This window comes from Streptomyces sp. 8L (assembly GCF_020176795.1).
Lineage (GTDB): Bacteria > Actinomycetota > Actinomycetes > Streptomycetales > Streptomycetaceae > Streptomyces.
The window spans coordinates 1-18,045 of the sequence record NZ_JAIUKE010000254.1 but is presented as its reverse complement, the minus strand read 5'-3'; the positions used below and the strand labels follow the sequence as shown (position 1 = coordinate 18,045).

The window sequence follows — 18,045 nt, the reverse complement described above, 5'->3', positions numbered from 1 at the left end:
GGGCCTAGGGGCGGGGCAGGGCACGTGTGCGAGCCCTGTGCGCACTGCGCCAGGGCCGCCCGCCACCACGCGGGCTCCTGATCCGGGGCCGACACACGAGCTCCTGATCCGGAGCCGACGAGAAGGACCGGCCCCACCGTGCGGGGCGTGCGGCACGCCGCTGGGAAGGAGTACGCCATGACCGGGATGGCCGATCTGGAAGACGGCCCGATGCACGTCGTGACCGCGGCGGCCGGGGGCCGGCTCGCCGGCTGCCTCGTCGGGTTCGCCGCGCAGTGTTCCATCGAACCGGAGCGCCACATGGTGTGGCTCTCGAAGGCGAACCTCACCTACCGGGTGGCGTCCCGTGCCGCGTACCTCGGGGTGCATCTGCTGGGGCCCGGCCAGCGTCCCCTCGCCGAGCTCTTCGGGGGACGGACCGGGGACGACACCGACAAGTTCGCTCAGGCCCGCTGGTCGGCCGGGCCCGAGGGCGTGCCCCTGCTCGCCGGTGTGCCCGCCTGGTACGTGGGCCGGATCGAGGGCCGGACGGACGGCGGCGACCATGTCGGCCACCTGCTGACGCCCGTCGCCTCGGCGGTGGAACGGGGAACGCGGCGCGGCAGCGTGCTCACCCTCGCGGACTGCCTCGACATCACCCCGGGCCACCCGGCCGGATGAACCGGGCCGCCGGGTGGCCCGGGCGCGTCCGCCGTGCGGGCCGGGCCGGGCCCGCCACAGGCCCGGTCCTGTTGCCCGGCAGGGTCAGGCCAGCGGCGGCGGGCCCTGGGGCTTGTCCTCACGGTCGTGGTGCGGCTTGACGTCCTCGCCGTGGCCGCCGAGTTCGTGCGGCAGCAGCCGCCCGCCGTCGGCGGGGAACGTCTCGTTGGACTCGGCGTCACCCTCCAGGTGGCTCTGGTGCTCCGGTTTGTGCGGCTGGTCCTTCGGCCTCGGATGGCGGTTGAACTCCGACCTGCGGCGGAAACCCAGCCAGAAGCCCCCGATCAGGATGAGCACCACGACCAGCCCGATCACGAACGCCCAGACGCCGGCCGAATTGCCCGTGGCGAGGACGACGTCGTGTGCGTGAAGTGTGTGCTGTGGGTTCATGGTCATCCGGGTACCCCGTTGACCGCAGGTGATGACCAGGGCTCGGCCGTGAGCGGCGTTTTCTTCACCCAGCCGGGTGAAGAGCGTGCCCATCGGGTGTTTGCGTACCGCCCGCCGAGGCACTCGACCGATGCCCGAACCGCCCGCCGATTCAGGAAAGGGGCTGGACCGTGGGTCTCATACCCATGCTGTGCGGCGTTCTTTTCCCGCCCGCGATGCTCGGTGTCGTCGTCGCGATGGGACGCTTCGAGGAAGTGATGATGCGCGAGCCCGGCCCCGACACCCGGCGTGCGCGCCGCAGGTGGCAGCCGTGGACCGCGCTGACGGCGCGCGGCCGCCGCACGCGGGCCGTGCGGCGTTTGCGCGCGGAGGCCCCGGGCACGCGGTGACCGTGCGCGTACGGCGCGCACACCGGCCCGTCCCCGACGCGCCCAGCGGGTGTGCTGGGGCGGCCGGTGACGCGCCGGTGATGCCCCGTTCTCGCGTCGGTGCGGCCGACCCGTTCCCGTGACCGCGCGCCGCCCGCCCCGGTCCCCGGCGGCGGGTGGCGCGCGGCGGCGTGACGGTCCGGCCGCCGTACCGCCGTTGTCCCGGGGGTCTCGCGCCGCACGTCCGGCAGACGAGGCCCCTCGCGCACGGCGGGGGCAGAGACGGGGTGGGGCGATTGAACAGGGAACGGCCGCAGACCACGGATACCGCGTACGGGCGCACGGACCGCGCCGAGCACCCCGCCGGGGAGCGCGCGGGCCCGAGCGGGGCCGGGGAGACCGCGTCGGCTGCGCCAGCCGAAGAGACCACGGAGACTGCGCAAGCCGCGCAGACCACCGAGGCCGCGCAGACCGCGCAGACCACCGAGGCGACCGAGGCCGCGCCGGCTGCGCAGGACGCGGACGCCGATGAGACTACTGAGGCCACCGGCGAGAAGGCCGACGGCAAGACCCGCGTCACCGTCCTCGTCGCCCTCGCGGCCAACCTCGTCATCGCCGTCGCCAAGGCCGCGGGCGGGCTGCTCTCCGGCTCCCCCGCGCTGCTGTCGGAGGCGGCCCACTCCGTCGCCGACTCGCTCAACGAGGTCTTCCTGCTGGCGTCCCTGAAGCGCAGCCGCAAGAAGCCCGACAGCGACCACCCCTTCGGCTACGGCAAGGAGCGCTACTTCTGGGCGCTGCTCGCGGCTGTCGGCATCTTCGTCATGGGCGGCTGCTTCTCGGTCTTCCAGGGCGCGGAGGCGCTCCGCTCCGGCGAGAACGAGAAGACGACCGGCTACATCGTGGGCCTGATCGTGCTCGCCGTCGCGCTGGTGGCGGAGGGCACCTCGCTCACCCGGGCCGTGCTCCAGCTGCGCGCCTCGAAGAAAGGCGCCGCGCAGGACCCGACGCTGCGCACCGTGCTCGCCGAGGACTCCACCGCCGTACTCGGTGTCGTGCTCGCCATGCTGGGCATGGCGCTGCACTGGATCACCGGGAACATCGTGTGGGAGGCGAGTGCCTCGTTCGCCATCGGCGCCCTCCTCGTCTACATCGCCTACCGCCTGGGCTCGGACGCCCGCGGCCAGCTGATCGGCGAGGCGGTCGACAAAGAGACACGCGACCGCATCCGCGGCCTCCTGACAGAACAGCCCGAGATCGACAACGTCGCGGCCCTGCTGACGATGAAGCTCGGCCTCGACACCGCCCTGGTGGCCGCCCGGGTCGACCTGGTGCCCGGGATGGACAGCGAACGGGTGGAGCTGGTCTGCGAGCGGATCAAACGCGAGGTCACCGAGACCTGGCCCGAGGCCGACCAGGTCTTCCTCGACATCACCGAGGCGCCCGCCGCCGGCCGGTCCCGCGTCGAACAGCGGCGGTGAGTACGCGGTTCGGGACGGCACCGGCCCGGGGGAGGGGTCGACGCGGACAGCGGTCCCGCGCGTCGTCCCGGGGCCGCCGGGGACCCGGTGCTTTCATGGCCGGGCCCGGGGCAGCCGTGAGTGAAGGCCGTCCGGGCCCCCGGGGCAGCCGTGAGTGGAGGGAGAGGACCCATGGCGCACAGAGCCGCTCTCGCTGTTGAAGCCGCCGCGTGGTGGGCCGTGCTCGTGGCGCTGTGGCTGGTGCTGATCGGCCCGGTGGACGGGACGGAGTGGGCCGTCGGCGTACCCGCGGCCCTGGTAGGCGCCGTCGCGGCCGTCGGCGCACGGCGGGCGGTGGGGCGGTGGTGAACGGCTGGCTGCTGGCGGCCACCGCCGGCCTGGTCTGCGGGGTGGGGCCGGCGCTGTGGGGCGCGGCGAGCGGGCCCGTACGGCGGCGCGTCGTGGCCCAGAACGTCGCCACCCTGCTGGTCTGCCTGGTGCTGATGCTGCTGGCGCAGGGGTTCGACCGGCCGTCGGCGTACCTGGACGCGGCGCTGCTGCTCGCCCTGCTCGGCCCGGCGGGCACGCTGATCTACGCCCGGCTCTTCGCCGAGGAACTGGCGGCGGACCCGCCGCGCGGGCGCGCCACCGACGTGGCCGGGGTCGCCGCCGCGGTCGCCGTCGCCGTCGCGCTGTGCGCGGTCACGACGCCCGGCAGGGCGACCGTGAAGACCGTCCTCATCGGGGTGCTGCTGGTGGCGGGAAACCAGGTCTCGTCCAAGGCACTGCGGGCCCGCCCCCTGCCCGGAGCCCCGCAGGCGCCCGACACCCGGGAAACGGTGGGCCATGACTGACACCCTGATCGTCGTCGCGCTGCTGCTGGTCGCGGCCGCCGCGACGGCCGCCGCCCTCGTCCGCGATCCGGCCCGGCAGGCGCTGGTCCTGTCCCTGCTCGGGCTGAGCCTCGCGGTCCTCTTCCTCGTCCTCCAGGCCCCCGACGTGGCACTCTCCCAGCTCGCCGTCGGGTCGGCGCTCACACCACTGCTGCTGTTGCTGTCCGTACGCAAGATCCGCCGCGCACCGGCCCGGCCGGAGCAGGAGCCGACGCGGCCCGCGGGACCCGGCGGGAGCGGGCGGGCCGGACGTCCCGCCGAGGGGCCGGAGCCGGGCGGCGCGGGGGAGCGGCGGTGAGCCGCAGGGGGCGGCTGTGGACGCTCGCCGTCGGCGCCCTCGGCGTCGCCGCACTGCTCGTCTGGGCCTGTACGGGCCTCCCGCACTTCGGGCAGCCGCACCATCCCTACGGCACCCGCGCGGTGCACGCCTCGCTGGCCCACCGGACCGCGAACGTGATCTCCTCCGTCAACTTCGACCAGCGCGCCTTCGACACCCTCGGCGAGGAGTCCATCCTCTTCGGAGCCGTGCTCGGCACCGTCGTCCTGCTGCGGCAGACCCGTGACGAACGAACGGTGACGCCCCGTCCGGCGCGCGTCCACCCCGCGGTACGCCGCCATGCCCTGCTGCTGGTCCCCGTCACCCTCGTCGCCGGGATCTACATCGTCGCCCACGGGCAGCTCAGCCCCGGCGGCGGCTTCCAGGGCGGTGTGGTGATCGCCACGGCCCTGCACATGCTGTACATCGCCGTCGACTACCGCGCCCTGGAGCGGATCAGGCCCCTCGCCCTGTACGAGATCGCGGACGCCGCGGGCGAGGGCGCGTACCTCATGCTCGGTATCGCCGGCGCGCTGGCCGGCACCTCGTTCCTCGCGAACTTCGTGCCGCTCGGAACGTTCAACACCCTCGCCTCCGGCGGGACCGTTCCGCTGCTGAACGCGGCCATCGGCGTGGAGGTGGCCTCGGCGGTCGTCGTGCTCCTCGCCCGCTTCCTCGACCAGGCCCTGGAGATCGAACGCCGGCCCGGCGGCCGGCCGGGCGGCCGGGAACGGCCGGACGGCGCGCCGGGCGGCAGCCGGATCGGCCCGGGCATCCGGCCGCCCGAGAACGGAAAGTGAGCAGGCCCCGATGTCACTGCTGCCCTACCTGGTCGCCGCCTGGATCTTCCTCGTCGGCGTCTACGGCCTCGCCACCAGCAAGAACCTGATCCACGCCGTGGGCTGCCTCTCCGTGTGCCAGTCCTCCACCTACGTACTGCTGCTCGCGGTCGGATACCGCGAGGGCGGCACGGCGCCCGTCTTCTCCGACCTGAAGCCGGGGTCGCGCCCGCTCGTCGACCCGATCGTCCAGGCGCTCAGCCTCACCGACGTCGTCGTCGGGGCCACCCTGACCGCGCTGCTGCTGGCACTCGTCATCCAGATCGACAAGCGCCACGGCACCGTCGACCCCGACCACCTCTCCGAGCTGCGCGGATGAACCGGCTCCTGCCGCTGATCGTCGCGGGGGCGCGGGTAGGCGCCCCGCGGGGCGCCCCCCCCGGGGGGCGGCGGCCCCCCCCCGGGGGGGGGCGCGGGGGGGGGGTGGGGGGCGCCCCCCCACCCCCCCGCCCCCCCGCCCCCCCCCCCCCCCCCGCCCGCCGCCGCCCCCCCCCCGCCCGGGCGGCGCGGCGCGGGCGGGGCGGCCCCCCCCCCCCCCCCGCTGCTCGCCGCCCTCGGCCGGCGGCTGCCCCGCCGGGTCGCGGAGAGCGTCGGTGTGGTCTTCGCCGCCGCCCCGGCCGCGCTCTCCCTCGCGCTGCTCGCGGGCACCTCCGCCGCTGACCCGCTGACCGAGTGGGTCGGCGGCTGGACACCGGTGCACGGACACAGCGTCGGCATCGTGCTGACCGGCGACCATCCTGGACTCGGCCTCGCCGCGCTGGTGTCGCTGCTCGTCCTCGCCGTTCTCGCCTATGCCTGGCGGTACTTCGACGAGCCGCCACGCGCCCACGCGGGGTCGTTCTCGGCGCTCGTGCTGCTGTTCCAGGCGGGCATGTGCGGATTCGTGCTCACCGGGGACCTGTTCAACGCGTTCGTCTTCTTCGAGCTGATGAGCGTGGTGGCGTACGCGCTGACCGGCTACCGGGTGGAGGAGGCGCGGGCCGTGCAGGGCGCCTTCACCTTTGGCGTCGTCAACTCCCTGGGCGCGTACGCCACGTTGACGGGCATCATCCTGCTGTACGCGCGGACCGGCGAACTCGGCATGCGGGCCGTGGGCCGCGCTCTCGACCGGCAGGGCGGCCCCGACGGGCTGGTGCTCGCCGGGTTCGTGCTCGTCCTGACCGGGTTCCTGGTCAAGGCCGCGACCGTGCCGTTCCACTTCTGGCTGCCCGACGCGCACGCCGTCGCGCCCACCCCGGTGTGCATGCTGCTGTCCGGCGTGATGGTCGAACTCGGGGCGTACGGCGTGACGCGGGTGTACTGGACGGTGTTCGCCGGGCCCGGTGGTGTGCCCCACGCCGACGCCGGACGCGCCCTGATCACCCTGGGCACGGTGTCCGCCCTGGTCGGTGCCGTCATGTGCTGGAAGCAGCGCCATCTCAAGCGGATGCTCGCCTACTCGACCGTCTCCCACACCGGGCTGTTCCTGATCGGCCTCGGGGCGCTGACCCCGGCGGGTACGAGCGGCATCGCCCTCTATGTGGTCGGGCACGCGGGTGCCAAGGCCGGGCTGTTCGCCTGCGTCGGCACCCTCCTCGACCGGTACGGCAGCGTCGATGAGCACGAGCTCCACGGCAAGGGACGCGAACTGCCCCTCGTGGCGGTGTTGTTCACCGCGGGCGGACTCGCGCTCGCCGGTCTGCCGCCGTTCGGCACCGCGCTGGGCAAGGCGCTCGCCGAGGAGGCGTCGGGACCCTGGCTGACCGTGGTGTTCGTGGTGGCCTCCGCCGTCACCGGCGGAGCCGTGCTGCGGGCCGCCGCGCGTGTCTTCGGCCCCCGCATCGTCGGCGTACGCGGTGCCCCGCCGCCCGACCGCCACGCGTACGAGACGAGCGGCGAGGACGAGGAGCCCGAGTCCACGGCCACGCTCACGCGGGTCCCCGCCACAATGCTCGCTGTCCCGACCGCGCTCCTCCTCGGCTGCCTGCTCGCCGGGTCCGTGCCCGCCGTGGCGCGCGCCGTCGCGGGCGCGGTGGACGCCGCACTGCCCGGCGGGGCCACAGCCCCCGCCGTGTGGAGCCTCCACGGCGTGCTCCTCGGCGTCCTCTCGACATGCCTGGCCGCGGGACTCGCCGCGTACGCCGTACGCGGCCCGCACCGCTCCCGCGCCCGCGACCTGACGGCTCCTCTGCGGCGCCTGCACTCCGGGCACGTCGGGGACTATGTCGCCTGGATGCTCGTCGGGATGGCCCTGCTCGGCGCTCTGGCGCTGCCGGGCGTGGTCGGCTGACGCGCACGCGGCGCGCTTGTCCGACCGCCGGCGGTACCCGCGGAACGCGTCCCGTCACACCGGGCCGTCAGCCCGTCGTACCCACCCCCGGGCGGCCCGCGGGCCGGGAAGGCCCTGCCGCGCCGGGCACTTCCGGCCAGGCGTCCGCCGCGCTGTCTTCCCCCGCCGGGGCCGAGGGGGTGTTCGGCGGCGCGAGCAGGAGGGGCAGGTAGACGTCGTCCACGATCTCGGCTATGACGCTCTCCGTGACCGGGGCCCCGTGCAGCAGGTAGTGGTTGCGGAGCAGGTCGACCGCCACGGTGGCGCGCCGCGACGTGGGAACCCACGCCTCGATCTCGCCCCGGTCGACGGCACGCCACAGGATGCCCTGGATCGGCCCGGGGCCAGCGGCCTGCACCTTCTCGCGAACCAGCCGGGCGAACTCGGGATCGCGCACGACCTCGGTGAGCAGGCCGCGCAGGATGTCCCCGTGCGGCGTGGCCAGTTTGGCGGAGATCTGCCGCAGCGCGGCGATGACGTCGGTGCGCAGGGCGCCCGTATCGGGCAGGTCGCCGTCGGACAGGCGGTTGGCCGAGCAGGCGTCGATGACGAGTTCGGCGCGGCTGGGCCACCGGCGGTACAGGGCGGCCTTGCCGGTCCGAGCCCGCACGGCCACGCGCTCCATCGTCAGTCCCGCGTAGCCGACCTCGGCCAGCTCCTCGACGACCGCACGCAGGATGGCGTTCTCCAGCTCCTCACCCCGGCGGCGGGGGTTCCTGCGATGGTCGCCGGCCGATCGGTCCGGCGCGTCCCCGTTGGTTGGAGGCATGACTCCCGGCCATTTGTCGAAAGCACCGTTGTGGATCTCAGGTGAGTAAGCCTAGCCTCTCATTAGAGAACTGACCGTTCTTTAGGAGGTCTTTGCGTGGTGCCCTGCGACCTCGTCGGACGCTCACACCCCAGGGACCCCTCAAGCGTCGAGCACATCGAGGGACCGATGACCGAGACCGTTACGACGCCGCCGTCAGGCGCCCCCGCATTCCCCAGCGACCGCACGTGCCCCTACGCCCTGCCCGACCAGTACAACGACCTCCGGGAACAGGAGGGGTCGTTGCAGCGGGTCACCCTGTACGACGGCCGGGAGGCCTGGCTCGTGACCGGGTACGAGACGGCGCGGAAGCTGCTGTCCGACCCCCGGCTGTCGTCCGACCGGACGCACGACGACTTCCCCGCGACCTCGGGGCGGGTGGCGACCTTCCGGGACCGCAAGCCGGCCTTCATCAGCCTGGACCCGCCCGCACACGGGCCGAAGCGCCGCATGACCATCAGCGAGTTCACCGTACGGCGCATCAAGAACATGCGGGCCGACGTCGAGCAGATCGTGCACGGCTTCCTGGACGAGATGATCGCCTCCGGGCCGACCGCCGACCTCGTCAGCCAGTTCGCCCTGCCCGTCCCCTCGATGGTGATCTGCCGGCTGCTCGGCGTGCCCTACGCCGATCACGACTTCTTCCAGGACGCCAGCAGGAGGCTGATCCAGTCCCCGGACGCGGAGGGCGCCCGGGCGGCCAGGAACGATCTGGAGGCCTATCTGGGCGGCCTGGTCGACTCCCTGCGCGACGAGCCCGGGCCCGGCCTGCTGAGCACGCTGGTCACCGAGCAGCTGGAGAAGGGCACGATCGACCGGGAGGAGCTGGTCTCCACCGCCATCCTGCTGCTGGTGGCGGGCCATGAGACGACGGCGTCGATGACCTCGCTCAGCGTCATCACCCTGCTGGAACACCCCGCGCAGTACGCCGCGTTGCGTGACGACCCGGCACTGGTCCCGGGCGCGGTGGAGGAGTTGCTGCGCTACCTCGCGATCGCGGACATCGCGGGCGGGCGCATCGCGACGGCCGACATCGAGATAGACGGCCAATGCATCCGGGCGGGCGAGGGCGTCATCGTCACCAACTCCATCGCCAATCGGGACAGTTCGGTGTTCACCGACCCGGACACCTTCGACGTGCGGCGCGACGCGCGCCACCACCTCGCGTTCGGCTACGGGGTGCACCAGTGCCTCGGCCAGAACCTGGCCCGCCTCGAACTGGAGGTCATCCTGCGGGCGCTGTTCGAGCGGTTGCCGAACCTGCGACTGGCCGTTCCGGTGGAACGGTTGACCCTGCGCCCGGGTACGACGATCCAGGGCGTGAACGAACTGCCGGTCACCTGGTGACCGCGGCGAAAGGAGCAGCCATGCGTGTGACGGCCGACCGTGAGGTCTGTGTGGGGGCGGGCCTGTGCGCCCTGACGGCGCCGGAGGTCTTCGACCAGGACGACGACGGCGTGGTGACGGTGCTGGCCGCCGCCCCCGGCGAGGAGGCCCAGGCATCGGCGCGCGAGGCCGGCGTGCTCTGTCCCTCGGGGGCGGTGCGCGTGGCCGAGTAGGACCCGGGCGACGTGGCCCCCCCCCGCCGGCGCCCCCCCCCCGGCCGGGGCCCCCCCCCCCGGCCCCCCCCCCCCCCCCCCCCCCCGGGGCGGCCCCCCCCGGGGCCCCCCCGGGGGGGGGGCGGGGCCGGGGGGGGGCGGGGGCCGCCGGGGGGGGGGGGCCGGGGGGGGGCCGGGGCCCCCCCCGCGCCCCCCCCCCCCCCCCGCCGCCCCCCCCCCCCCGGCCCCCCCCCCACGCCCGAGGCCGAGCACCGGCGCTCACCGCACAGGGAACGGCACCCCGTGCTCCGCCTCGGGGCGTGGTCCGTGAATACGGCGCTCGTCCTCTTCGATGGGCACGTCGTCGATGCTCGCCTCGCGCCGGGCCATCAGGCCCCGCTCGTCGAACTCCCACAGCTCGTTGCCGTACGAGCGCCACCACTGCCCGGAGGCGTCGCGGCTCTCGTACTGGAAGCGCACGGCGATGCGGTTGCCCTCGAACGCCCACAGCTCCTTGCGCAGCGCGTAGTCGAGCTCCCGCCGCCACTTGTCCGTCAGGAACGCCACGATCTCCGCGCGCCCGGTGACGAACCGGTCGCGATTGCGCCACACCGAATCCTCGGTGTAGGCGAGTGAGACCTTCTCGGGATCGCGGGTGTTCCAGGCGTCCTCGGCGGCCTGGACCTTCTGCCGCGCCGTCTCGGCGGTGAAGGGGGGAAACGGTGGGCGAGCGCTCATGGAACTGCCTTCCGACCTGGGGAGAACCGTCGTTCTCCCATCCGCTGATACCGTATGGATCACCGGATGTCCGGTCAAGCGCCGACGAGGGAGGGGACAGCACCATGGATGGCACGGCCGCCCGGCGGCAGGCGCTGGACGCGGCGGAGCGGCTGTTCTACGGACGTGGCATCCAGACGGTGGGCATGGACGAGATACGCACCGCGTCCGGAGTGTCCCTCAAGCGCCTCTACCAGCTCTTTCCGGCCAAGGACCAGCTGGTCCACGCGTATCTGGAGCGCAGGGACCTCGCGTGGCGGCAGCGGCTCGCGGACCGCGTCGACCGCGAGAGCGACCCCCGGGCCCGCGTCCTCGCGGTCTTCGACCACCTCGGCGAGTGGTTCGCCGAGCCCGGTTTCCGGGGCTGCGCCTGGATCAACGCGTACGGGGAGCTCGGCGCCACCAGCGAGGCCGTCGCCGGGCTCGCCCGCGCCCACAAGGCCGCGTTCCGCTCGTACCTCACCGAGCTCGTCGAAGCGGCGGGCCTGCCCGGCGAGACGGCGGACCACCTGCTGCTGCTCGCCGAGGGCGCCATGGTGACAGCGGGCATCTGCGGCACCCCGCGGCCCGCGGCCCAGGCCCGTGCGGCGGCGTCCACACTGCTGGCGGCCGTCCCCGCCTGACCGAGCCGCGCCCGGGCCCCACCTGGCGCAGTATTGAAGGCACGGGCGGAAAGGGTCCGTACACGCGGGACAGGGCGGCGGTCAGCCGACCGCGCGCCAGCACGCCAGGCGACGGGACGCAGGTGATGGCCGAATCCATACAGGAAGAGTGGGCGGAGCCCGACGCGACAGGCCTCGCCGAGGCGGCGACCGCGGTCGTCGACGCCGAGGGCACCATCCTCGCGTGGACGGCGGTGGCCGAGCGCGCCCGCGGCCCCCGCGCCGCCGACGTCGTGGGCCGGTCCGTCACGGAGCTCCTGGCCGGCGGCGACACCGGGCGCGCGGCGGTCTGGCAGGAGCGGGCCAGGGCCAGGCAGCCCTGGTCGGGCCTCGCCTATCTGCGGTCGGGGAGCGGAGCGGCGATCAAGGTCCTCGTGGAGGTCCAGCCGCTCCTCGGGGACGACAGGACCGACTGGCTGGTGTCCGCGACGGACCCTTCGGGCGTGTCCGCCTGGCCGCCGGCCCGGTCGCCCGTCGCGGCGGCGCTCCTCGCGCGCGCCCCGGTCGGCCTGTCCATCTGGGACACGGATCTGCGGTGCGTCTGGCTGAACAGCACAGCGGCGCGCCAGGACGGCCTGCTGCGCAGGCAGCGGCTCGGCCGGCTGATGACCGAGGTACAGCCGGGTGCGCCCGGCCGCGAGATCGTCGACGCCATGCGGCAGGTCCTCAAGACGGGCGAGCCCGTGGTCGAGCGCGAGTACACCTGGCGGGTGCCCGGCGAGGAGGAGGACCGGGTCCTCTCCTCCACCTACTTCCGCCTCGACGGCGCCGACGGGCAGCCGATGGGCGTGTGCAACATGGCCACCGACATCGAGAAGTCGCTCGCGCGCCAGCATCTGCTCACCCTCGGCGAGGTCGGCAGCCGCATCGGCACGACGCTCGACGTCATCCAGACCTCCCAGGAACTGGCCGACGCGGCGGTGCCGCTGCTGGCCGACTACGTCACGGTCGACCTCGGGGACACCGTTCCCCTCGGCGACGAGCCCCTCAAGGGGCCCGCCGCAGGGGCGAGCGTCCCCGTCTTCCGCCGCGCCGGGATGGCCTCGGTGCACCAGGGCGTCCCGGAGTCCCCCTGGCGGGTCGGCGAGCCGGTCTTCGTCCCCTCGACCTCTCCCTTCACCCGGGCCCTGCTGTCGGGTGAGACGCACTTCGAGCCGGTCCTCGACACCTCGCTCGACACCTGGCTCGGGAGGGACCCGCAGCGTGCGCGGACGGCCGCCGAGACCGGCATGCACTCCCTGATCATCGTTCCGCTCAAGGCGCGCGGGGTGATTCTGGGGGAGGCCGTGTTCATCCGTACGGAGAACCGGACGCCGTTCTCGCGCGACGACCTCCTGCTGATCGAGGAGCTCGCGGAACGGGCCGCGCTGAGCCTCGACAACGCGCGCCGCTACACACGCGAGCGCGAGGCCGCCGTGGCCCTCCAGCGCAACCTGCTGCCGGACCGGCTCTGGGGCGGGCCCGCGGTCCAGCTGGCGTCGCGCTACCTGCCGGCCGACATCCATGAAGGCGTCGGCGGCGACTGGTTCGACGTGATCCCGCTGCCGGACGCCCGGGTCGGCCTGATGATCGGCGACGTCGTCGGACACGGCATCAACGCGGCGGCGCTGATGGGCCAGCTCCGTACCGTCATGGGCACCCTCGCTGACCTGGACCTGCCGCCGGAGGCGCTGCTCGCCCGGCTCGACCGGCGGGTCCTGCAGATGACGGGAGAGGGAGAGAGCGAGGGCGGCCCCGCCGGGCCGGTGATGAGCTGCACCTGCGCCTACGCGGTCTACGACCCGGTGACCCGCCGGTGCACCTTCGCCTCCGCGGGCCACCCGCCGCCCGCCATCCGCCTCCCGGACGGCACCGTCTCCTTCGTCTCCGTGCCGCCGGGGCCGCCGATCGGTCTGGGCACGGCGGCCTACCGGTCCATCACGGTCGAGCTGCCCGAGGACAGCGTCGTGGCCCTCTACACGGACGGCCTCGTCGAGACCCGTACCGCCGACATCGACGACGGGCTCGGCCGCCTGGCGGAGGCACTGTCCTGGTCCGCGCCGTCGCTGGAGGCGCTCTGCTCGCACGTGACCGTGACGCTGGCGCCCCGCCGCGCGCGCAGGGCGCGGGCCGTGCGCGCCGTCGGCGAGGAAGCAGGCGGCGGTGCCCGGCAGCTCCCGCGGTCGGAGGACGACGTCGCGCTCCTGCTGGCCGGCACCCGCGTCCTGAGCCCACGGGAGGCCGCCGCGCAGCGGCGCCCGTGAACACGCGGGTCACCTGACGCGGCCCACGCGGCGGAGGGTGCGCGGGCCGCCTCCGTGTCCTCGCGTCGAAGCCGCTCCCGCGCCCGGGCGCCACCTCCCGCGCCAACGCCCCTGGCACCACGGGCGTTTCCCGGCGGCGGACGGGTTCCGTCCGTCCTGGCCTGTCGCGGAGATCGCGGGGAGAGGGCGCCGCCGGGCATGCTGGTCCCGGACAGCACGCCCGCCCCAGGCCGTTCTCGCCCCGCCTTGCTTCGCCTCGTACCGATTCGCCTCGTACCGATTGCCCTCGTACGCATGACAGGAGCCGCGCCCGAATGAAGATCATCGCAGCCGACACCATCGTCACCGGCCCCGGCCGCAACTTCGTCACCTTGCGCATCACCACGGAGGACGGTCTCACCGGTGTCGGCGACGCCACCCTCAACGGCCGGGAGCTGGCCGTCGCGTCCTATCTCCGGGACCACGCCGCCCCGTTGCTGGCCGGGCGGGACGCGAGCCGCATCGAGGACACCTGGCAGTACTTCTACCGGGGCGCCTACTGGCGCCGGGGGCCGGTGACGATGGCGGCCGTGGCGGCCGTCGACACCGCGCTGTGGGACATCAAGGCGAAGGCCGCAGGCATGCCGCTCTACCAGCTGCTCGGCGGCGCGTCCCGGGCCGGCGCCCTCACCTACGGGCACGCGTCGGGCCGCGACATACCCGAGGTCCTCGACTCCGTGCGCCAGGTGCGCGCCCAGGGCTTCCGCGCCGTCCGCATCCAGTCGGGAGTTCCCGGCCTGGACTCCGTGTACGGCGTGGACGACCCGACGCGCTCCGCCGCGAGTGGGGCGCCGGGCGGGCATCCGAGGCCGCACGAGGAGACCTGGGACACGGCCGCCTACCTGCGCCACATCCCGCGGGTGTTCGAAGCGGTACGCGCCGAGTTCGGGCCCGAACTGCCCCTGCTGCACGACGGGCACCACCGGCTGACACCCGTCCAGGCCGCCCGGCTCGGCAAGGACCTCGAACCGTACGACCTGTTCTGGCTTGAGGACGCCACCCCGGCGGAGGACCCGACCGCGCTGCGGCTCGTCCGGCAGCACACCACCACGCCGCTCGCCATCGGCGAGGTCTTCAACTCGCTCCACGACTACGGTCCGCTGCTGGCGGAGCGGCTCATCGACTACGTACGCTCGGCCGTCACCCACGCGGGCGGCGTGACGGGCCTTCGCAAGCTCCTCGACCTGGCCGCCGTCCACGGCGCGAAGTCCGGGATACACGGGCCCGCCGACATCTCGCCGGTCGGCATGGCCGCCGCCGTCCACCTCGACCTGGCCGTGCACAACTTCGGCATCCAGGAGTACACCCGGCACACGGACGAGACGCTGGAGGTCTTCCGGCCGTCGTACACCTTCGCCGACGGCATGCTGCGCCCGTCCGAACTGCCCGGCCTCGGGGTCGACTTCGACGCGGAGGCGGCGGCGAGGTTCCCGTACGAGCCGGCCTACCTGCCGGTCAACCGGCTGCTGGACGGCACCCTGCACGACTGGTGAGGCGAGCACGGCGCGCTGCACGACTGGTGACAGCCGCCGCCGGGCGCCGCGGGCGCGGGGCCGGGGCGCCCGCCGGCGGCGTCCCGCGCCCCGGCGGGCCCTGCCGTGTTTGTTTGCCGAACGGCCGGTACGGTCGAGCGCCGCATGCCATGCTCGTCACAGAAGGTGGCGGACCGTCCACTCGGGGAACGAAGGAAAGTGACGCCATGCCCGCCCTCTGGCTCCAAGTGCTGCACTCCCTCTCCAGACCCGGCACCGCGCCCGACGACGACATCCTCGCCCGCGCCGCCGCGGACATCGCCCTGCGCGAGCACCCGCGGCCCCCGGCGAGCGCCGAGGTGGTCCTGGAGATCGCCAGGACCGAGTTCGCCGCTGTGCTGAACCGGACCCAGGCGCAAGCCGCTCTCGACAGCGCGCGCAGAGCGGCCCGCCACCGCGACGACGGAGGCCGTACGCGCGACGGCTAGCCTCTTCACCACCATGAACGGTTTCACGACACCCTGGGGCGAGTACGTCCTCACGCGCCATCCGGAAGACCCGCGCGACCCCCTGCGCGCCTGGGACAGCGCCGACAGCTACCCGCTGCGCCACCTCGCGGACACCGGGGCCGACCTGACGGGCACCGTCGTCGTCCTGGGCGACCGGTGGGGAGCGGTGACCACCGCCCTCGCGGCCGCCCGCCTCGAAACGCTGACCACCGGCCCGCTCGTGCAGATCACGGACTCGTACCTCACCCAGCGTGCCACCCGCGCCAACCTCCGGCGGGCCGGGAGCGACCACGGCGCCGTACGCCTGCACTCCTCCCGCGCCACACCGCCCGAGCGCGAGAGCGTCGATGTACTCCTCGTCCGCGTGCCCAGGAGCCTCGCCCTGCTGGAGGACCAGCTGCACCGGCTCGCGCCGTCGCTCCACCCCGGCACGCTCGTCGTCGGGACCGGCCGCACCACCGAGATCCACACCTCCACCCTCCGCCTCTTCGAGACCGTCCTCGGGCCCACCAGGACCAGCCTCGCCGAACGCAAAGCCCGCCTGATCCTCACCACCCCGTCCGGGGACCTCGTCGGAGAGGGGCGGGCGCGCCCCGCCAACCCCTGGCCCGCGCGGTACGCGCTGCCGGGGGACGTGGGCGTCATGTCCGGCCGGACCGTCGTCGGCCACGCCGGGATCTTCTGCGCGGAGCGGCTCGACATCGGCACCCGGTTCTTCCTGCGCCACCTGCCCGAGCGGCACGGGCCCGAGCACGTGGTCGACCTCGGCTGCGGCAACGGCGTCGTCGGCACGGCGGCCGCCCTCGCCAACCCCCGGGCCCGGATCACCTTCATCGACGAGTCGTACGCGGCGGTCGCGTCCGCCGAGGCCACCTTCGGACAGAACGCGGGTGCCACCGCCGCCCCGGCCGCCTTCGTACTCGGCGACGGGCTGAGCGACGTGCCGGCGGGCAGCGTGGACCTCGTCCTCAACAACCCGCCGTTCCACAGCCACCAGGCCACCACGGACACGACCGCCTGGCGCATGTTCACCGGATCGAAGACCGCGTTGCGGCCCGGCGGCGAACTCTGGGTCGTCGGAAACCGGCATCTCGGATATCACGCGAAACTCCGTCGCCTTTTCGGCAATTGCGAGGTTGTCGCCAGTGACCCGAAGTTCGTCCTACTGCGTGCGGTCAAAGCCTGAGAAGTACCCTTGTGCTTTCCTCTGCCTGGCCTCTCATTTGCCATGTAGTTTGCCATGAAGAGTTGTAGATGCCAGGCCAGGCGGCCTATGTTGTCGCGTATGCAGTCGTACACAATCGGTCAGGCGGCCAGGCTGCTCGGGGTGAGTCCCGACACCGCACGCCGCTGGGCCGACGCAGGGCGGGTGGCCACGCACCGCGACGACGCCGGCCGTCGCGTCATCGTCGGAAGCGATCTCGCGGCCTTCTCCGTGGAGATCGCCCAGAGCGACACCGAGGACGAGGAACCCTCCGTCACCTCGGTGCGCAACGCGTTCCCCGGCATCGTCACCGCCGTGAAGATCGGCGACGTGGCCGCCCAGGTCGAGATCCAGGCAGGGCCGCACCGGCTGGTGTCCCTGCTCACCCGCGAGGCCGTGGAGGAACTCGGCCTGGAGGTGGGCGTGCGGGCCACCGCCCGCGTGAAGTCCACCAACGTGCACATCGACCGCACCTGACCCGTCTCCGCGTGTCCGACCCGTAATCGGCCACTGTCGTTCGACCGGCGTCGCCCGTCCCCGGCGCTCCTGCCCCATCCGCTCGCGAGACCTCGCGGTCCCGCCACGCCCAAGGAGTCCCAGCCCCATGTCTCTTGTCACCCGCCGCCGCTCCGCCGCCGTCGCCCTCGCGGCGCTCGTACTGCCGCTCGCCGCGGCCTGCGGCAGCAGCGACGACAACGGGAAGAAAGCCGACTCGGGATCGTCCGCCGCCGCGGCGCCCTCCGCCTCCGCGAGCTCGGGGAAGGCGCCGGCCGCTAACCTGACCGTGCTCGCCGCCGCGTCGCTGACCGACGTGTTCAAGACCGCGGGCGACACGTACATGAAGGAGAACCCGGGCACGAAGGTGAAGTTCTCCTTCGCGGGCTCCCAGGACCTCGTCGCCCAGGTGAAGCAGGGCGCGCCCGCCGACGTGCTGGTCACGGCCGACACCAAGACCATGGACAGCGCGAAGTCCGAGGTCGGCCCCTCCACGATCATCGCCAAGAACCGGCTCGTGATCGTGACGCAGAAGGGCAACCCGGACCACGTCAAGACACTCAAGGACCTGGCGAACCCGAAGCTGTCCGTCGTACTCGCCGCGCCCTCGGTGCCCGTCGGCAACTACGCGGGCCAGGTGCTGAAGAAGCAGCACATCACGGTGCACCCCAAGTCCGAGGAGACCGACGTCCGTTCGGTCCTCACCAAGGTCGAGACCAGCGCGGACGCCGGCATCGTCTACAAGACCGACGCGGCCACCGCCCCCGGCAAGGTCGACACCGTCACGATCCCCGACGCCCAGAACGCCGTCGCGTCCTACCCGGCAGCCGCCATCAAGGACTCCAAGCAGTCCGCCGCGGCGCAGGCGTTCGTGAAGTGGCTCGCCACTCCCGAGGCCCAGGCCATCCTCCAGAAGGCGGGCTTCCAGCAGCCGTAGCCGCAGGGGCCCTTGCCCTGTGCCCGCCCGGGTCCCGCGACCTCGTCGGGCACCCGCACGGCACCCACCCCTTGGGCACCCACCGCCGCGC

Annotated in this window: 21 protein-coding genes; 18 read left to right on the top strand and 3 right to left on the bottom strand. The window is 73.7% G+C overall.

From position 1 onward, the window contains the following. The first annotated feature begins 177 nt into the window (after positions 1 to 177). Positions 178 to 660 carry a flavin reductase family protein gene (locus LCE31_RS21320; RefSeq protein ID WP_225016505.1) on the top strand — a complete coding sequence of 161 codons (483 nt, stop codon included), beginning with the start codon at positions 178 to 180 and terminating at the stop codon, positions 658 to 660. Positions 661 to 744: 84 nt separating this feature from the next. Here LCE31_RS21320 and LCE31_RS21315 read toward each other — a convergent pair whose 3' ends face one another. After that, a complete protein-coding gene (locus LCE31_RS21315) occupies positions 745 to 1,089 on the bottom strand; it encodes a DUF6479 family protein (RefSeq protein ID WP_225016504.1) in 345 nt (114 codons plus the stop codon). Between the two features lie 170 nt (positions 1,090 to 1,259). Here LCE31_RS21315 and LCE31_RS21310 point away from each other — a divergent pair, with 170 nt between their 5' ends. From LCE31_RS21310 to LCE31_RS21275, 8 genes are all read left to right on the top strand, one after another. Continuing rightward, a complete protein-coding gene (locus LCE31_RS21310) occupies positions 1,260 to 1,478 on the top strand; it encodes a hypothetical protein (RefSeq protein WP_225016502.1) in 219 nt (72 codons plus the stop codon). A 275-nt stretch (positions 1,479 to 1,753) separates the two neighbouring features. Continuing rightward, positions 1,754 to 2,935, top strand: coding sequence for a cation diffusion facilitator family transporter (locus LCE31_RS21305; protein ID WP_225016500.1), 1,182 nt, complete (start codon positions 1,754 to 1,756; stop codon positions 2,933 to 2,935). Between the two features lie 171 nt (positions 2,936 to 3,106). Next, positions 3,107 to 3,283 carry a hypothetical protein gene (locus tag LCE31_RS21300; RefSeq protein WP_225016497.1) on the top strand — a complete coding sequence of 59 codons (177 nt, stop codon included), beginning with the start codon at positions 3,107 to 3,109 and terminating at the stop codon, positions 3,281 to 3,283. Then, the gene (locus LCE31_RS21295) at positions 3,277 to 3,768 is read left to right on the top strand and encodes a monovalent cation/H+ antiporter complex subunit F (protein ID WP_308042286.1); all 492 of its coding nucleotides are present in this window, start codon (positions 3,277 to 3,279) and stop codon (positions 3,766 to 3,768) included. The genes LCE31_RS21300 and LCE31_RS21295 overlap by 7 nt, the downstream gene beginning before the upstream one ends. Continuing rightward, entirely contained in the window at positions 3,761 to 4,105 is a 345-nt protein-coding gene (locus LCE31_RS21290) for a Na(+)/H(+) antiporter subunit B (protein ID WP_225016496.1), read from the top strand. Before LCE31_RS21295 ends, LCE31_RS21290 begins: the two co-directional genes overlap by 8 nt. Next, positions 4,102 to 4,923, top strand: a complete 822-nt coding sequence (locus LCE31_RS21285) for an MnhB domain-containing protein (RefSeq protein ID WP_225016493.1) — start codon at positions 4,102 to 4,104, stop codon at positions 4,921 to 4,923. Before LCE31_RS21290 ends, LCE31_RS21285 begins: the two co-directional genes overlap by 4 nt. Before the next feature lie 10 nt (positions 4,924 to 4,933). Beyond that, a complete protein-coding gene (locus LCE31_RS21280; RefSeq protein ID WP_225016491.1) occupies positions 4,934 to 5,281 on the top strand; it encodes a sodium:proton antiporter in 348 nt (115 codons plus the stop codon). A gap of 276 nt (positions 5,282 to 5,557) precedes the next feature. Continuing rightward, positions 5,558 to 7,231, top strand: coding sequence for a complex I subunit 5 family protein (locus tag LCE31_RS21275; RefSeq protein ID WP_225016489.1), 1,674 nt, complete (start codon positions 5,558 to 5,560; stop codon positions 7,229 to 7,231). 67 nt (positions 7,232 to 7,298) lie between these two features. Here LCE31_RS21275 and LCE31_RS21270 read toward each other — a convergent pair whose 3' ends face one another. After that, positions 7,299 to 8,039 (bottom strand): TetR/AcrR family transcriptional regulator, encoded by a 741-nt coding sequence (locus LCE31_RS21270; RefSeq protein ID WP_225016487.1) that lies wholly within the window; start codon positions 8,037 to 8,039, stop codon positions 7,299 to 7,301. A gap of 168 nt (positions 8,040 to 8,207) precedes the next feature. Between LCE31_RS21270 and LCE31_RS21265 the strand changes: the two genes are divergently transcribed. Together LCE31_RS21265 and LCE31_RS21260 are read left to right on the top strand one after the other, a co-directional pair. Beyond that, positions 8,208 to 9,425, top strand: coding sequence for a cytochrome P450 (locus LCE31_RS21265; RefSeq protein WP_225016485.1), 1,218 nt, complete (start codon positions 8,208 to 8,210; stop codon positions 9,423 to 9,425). A gap of 20 nt (positions 9,426 to 9,445) precedes the next feature. Further along, entirely contained in the window at positions 9,446 to 9,637 is a 192-nt protein-coding gene (locus LCE31_RS21260) for a ferredoxin (RefSeq protein WP_225016484.1), read from the top strand. A gap of 258 nt (positions 9,638 to 9,895) precedes the next feature. Here the strand turns inward: LCE31_RS21260 and LCE31_RS21255 are convergent, their stop codons facing one another. Beyond that, positions 9,896 to 10,354, bottom strand: a complete 459-nt coding sequence (locus LCE31_RS21255; protein ID WP_225016480.1) for a nuclear transport factor 2 family protein — start codon at positions 10,352 to 10,354, stop codon at positions 9,896 to 9,898. 104 nt (positions 10,355 to 10,458) lie between these two features. Here LCE31_RS21255 and LCE31_RS21250 point away from each other — a divergent pair, with 104 nt between their 5' ends. The 7 genes from LCE31_RS21250 (at position 10,459) to modA (ending at position 17,954) form a co-directional block, all read left to right on the top strand. Continuing rightward, complete coding sequence (locus LCE31_RS21250) at positions 10,459 to 11,016, top strand: TetR/AcrR family transcriptional regulator (protein ID WP_225016478.1); 558 nt, start codon at positions 10,459 to 10,461, stop codon at positions 11,014 to 11,016. Between the two features lie 125 nt (positions 11,017 to 11,141). Continuing rightward, positions 11,142 to 13,298, top strand: a complete 2,157-nt coding sequence (locus tag LCE31_RS21245) for a SpoIIE family protein phosphatase (protein WP_225016477.1) — start codon at positions 11,142 to 11,144, stop codon at positions 13,296 to 13,298. A 314-nt stretch (positions 13,299 to 13,612) separates the two neighbouring features. After that, positions 13,613 to 14,830, top strand: a complete 1,218-nt coding sequence (manD, locus tag LCE31_RS21240; protein WP_225016475.1) for a D-mannonate dehydratase ManD — start codon at positions 13,613 to 13,615, stop codon at positions 14,828 to 14,830. Between the two features lie 206 nt (positions 14,831 to 15,036). Further along, entirely contained in the window at positions 15,037 to 15,297 is a 261-nt protein-coding gene (locus tag LCE31_RS21235) for a hypothetical protein (protein ID WP_225016473.1), read from the top strand. A 13-nt stretch (positions 15,298 to 15,310) separates the two neighbouring features. Continuing rightward, the gene (locus tag LCE31_RS21230; RefSeq protein ID WP_225016471.1) at positions 15,311 to 16,504 is read left to right on the top strand and encodes a methyltransferase; all 1,194 of its coding nucleotides are present in this window, start codon (positions 15,311 to 15,313) and stop codon (positions 16,502 to 16,504) included. A 99-nt stretch (positions 16,505 to 16,603) separates the two neighbouring features. After that, entirely contained in the window at positions 16,604 to 16,999 is a 396-nt protein-coding gene (locus tag LCE31_RS21225) for a TOBE domain-containing protein (RefSeq protein WP_225016469.1), read from the top strand. Positions 17,000 to 17,126: 127 nt separating this feature from the next. Continuing rightward, complete coding sequence (gene modA, locus LCE31_RS21220; RefSeq protein ID WP_225016467.1) at positions 17,127 to 17,954, top strand: molybdate ABC transporter substrate-binding protein; 828 nt, start codon at positions 17,127 to 17,129, stop codon at positions 17,952 to 17,954. The last annotated feature ends 91 nt before the right edge of the window (positions 17,955 to 18,045 follow it).

Coding starts and splice junctions, on each gene's coding strand:
- LCE31_RS21320 (WP_225016505.1), top strand. CDS start 178: ATGACCGGGATGGCCGATCTGGAAGACGGCCCGATGCACGTCGTGACC.
- LCE31_RS21315 (WP_225016504.1), bottom strand. CDS start 1,089: ATGAACCCACAGCACACACTTCACGCACACGACGTCGTCCTCGCCACG.
- LCE31_RS21300 (WP_225016497.1), top strand. CDS start 3,107: ATGGCGCACAGAGCCGCTCTCGCTGTTGAAGCCGCCGCGTGGTGGGCC.
- LCE31_RS21290 (WP_225016496.1), top strand. CDS start 3,761: ATGACTGACACCCTGATCGTCGTCGCGCTGCTGCTGGTCGCGGCCGCC.
- LCE31_RS21280 (WP_225016491.1), top strand. CDS start 4,934: ATGTCACTGCTGCCCTACCTGGTCGCCGCCTGGATCTTCCTCGTCGGC.
- LCE31_RS21270 (WP_225016487.1), bottom strand. CDS start 8,039: ATGCCTCCAACCAACGGGGACGCGCCGGACCGATCGGCCGGCGACCAT.
- LCE31_RS21265 (WP_225016485.1), top strand. CDS start 8,208: ATGACCGAGACCGTTACGACGCCGCCGTCAGGCGCCCCCGCATTCCCC.
- LCE31_RS21260 (WP_225016484.1), top strand. CDS start 9,446: ATGCGTGTGACGGCCGACCGTGAGGTCTGTGTGGGGGCGGGCCTGTGC.
- LCE31_RS21255 (WP_225016480.1), bottom strand. CDS start 10,354: ATGAGCGCTCGCCCACCGTTTCCCCCCTTCACCGCCGAGACGGCGCGG.
- LCE31_RS21250 (WP_225016478.1), top strand. CDS start 10,459: ATGGATGGCACGGCCGCCCGGCGGCAGGCGCTGGACGCGGCGGAGCGG.
- LCE31_RS21245 (WP_225016477.1), top strand. CDS start 11,142: ATGGCCGAATCCATACAGGAAGAGTGGGCGGAGCCCGACGCGACAGGC.
- manD (WP_225016475.1), top strand. CDS start 13,613: ATGAAGATCATCGCAGCCGACACCATCGTCACCGGCCCCGGCCGCAAC.
- LCE31_RS21235 (WP_225016473.1), top strand. CDS start 15,037: ATGCCCGCCCTCTGGCTCCAAGTGCTGCACTCCCTCTCCAGACCCGGC.
- LCE31_RS21230 (WP_225016471.1), top strand. CDS start 15,311: ATGAACGGTTTCACGACACCCTGGGGCGAGTACGTCCTCACGCGCCAT.
- LCE31_RS21225 (WP_225016469.1), top strand. CDS start 16,604: ATGCAGTCGTACACAATCGGTCAGGCGGCCAGGCTGCTCGGGGTGAGT.
- modA (WP_225016467.1), top strand. CDS start 17,127: ATGTCTCTTGTCACCCGCCGCCGCTCCGCCGCCGTCGCCCTCGCGGCG.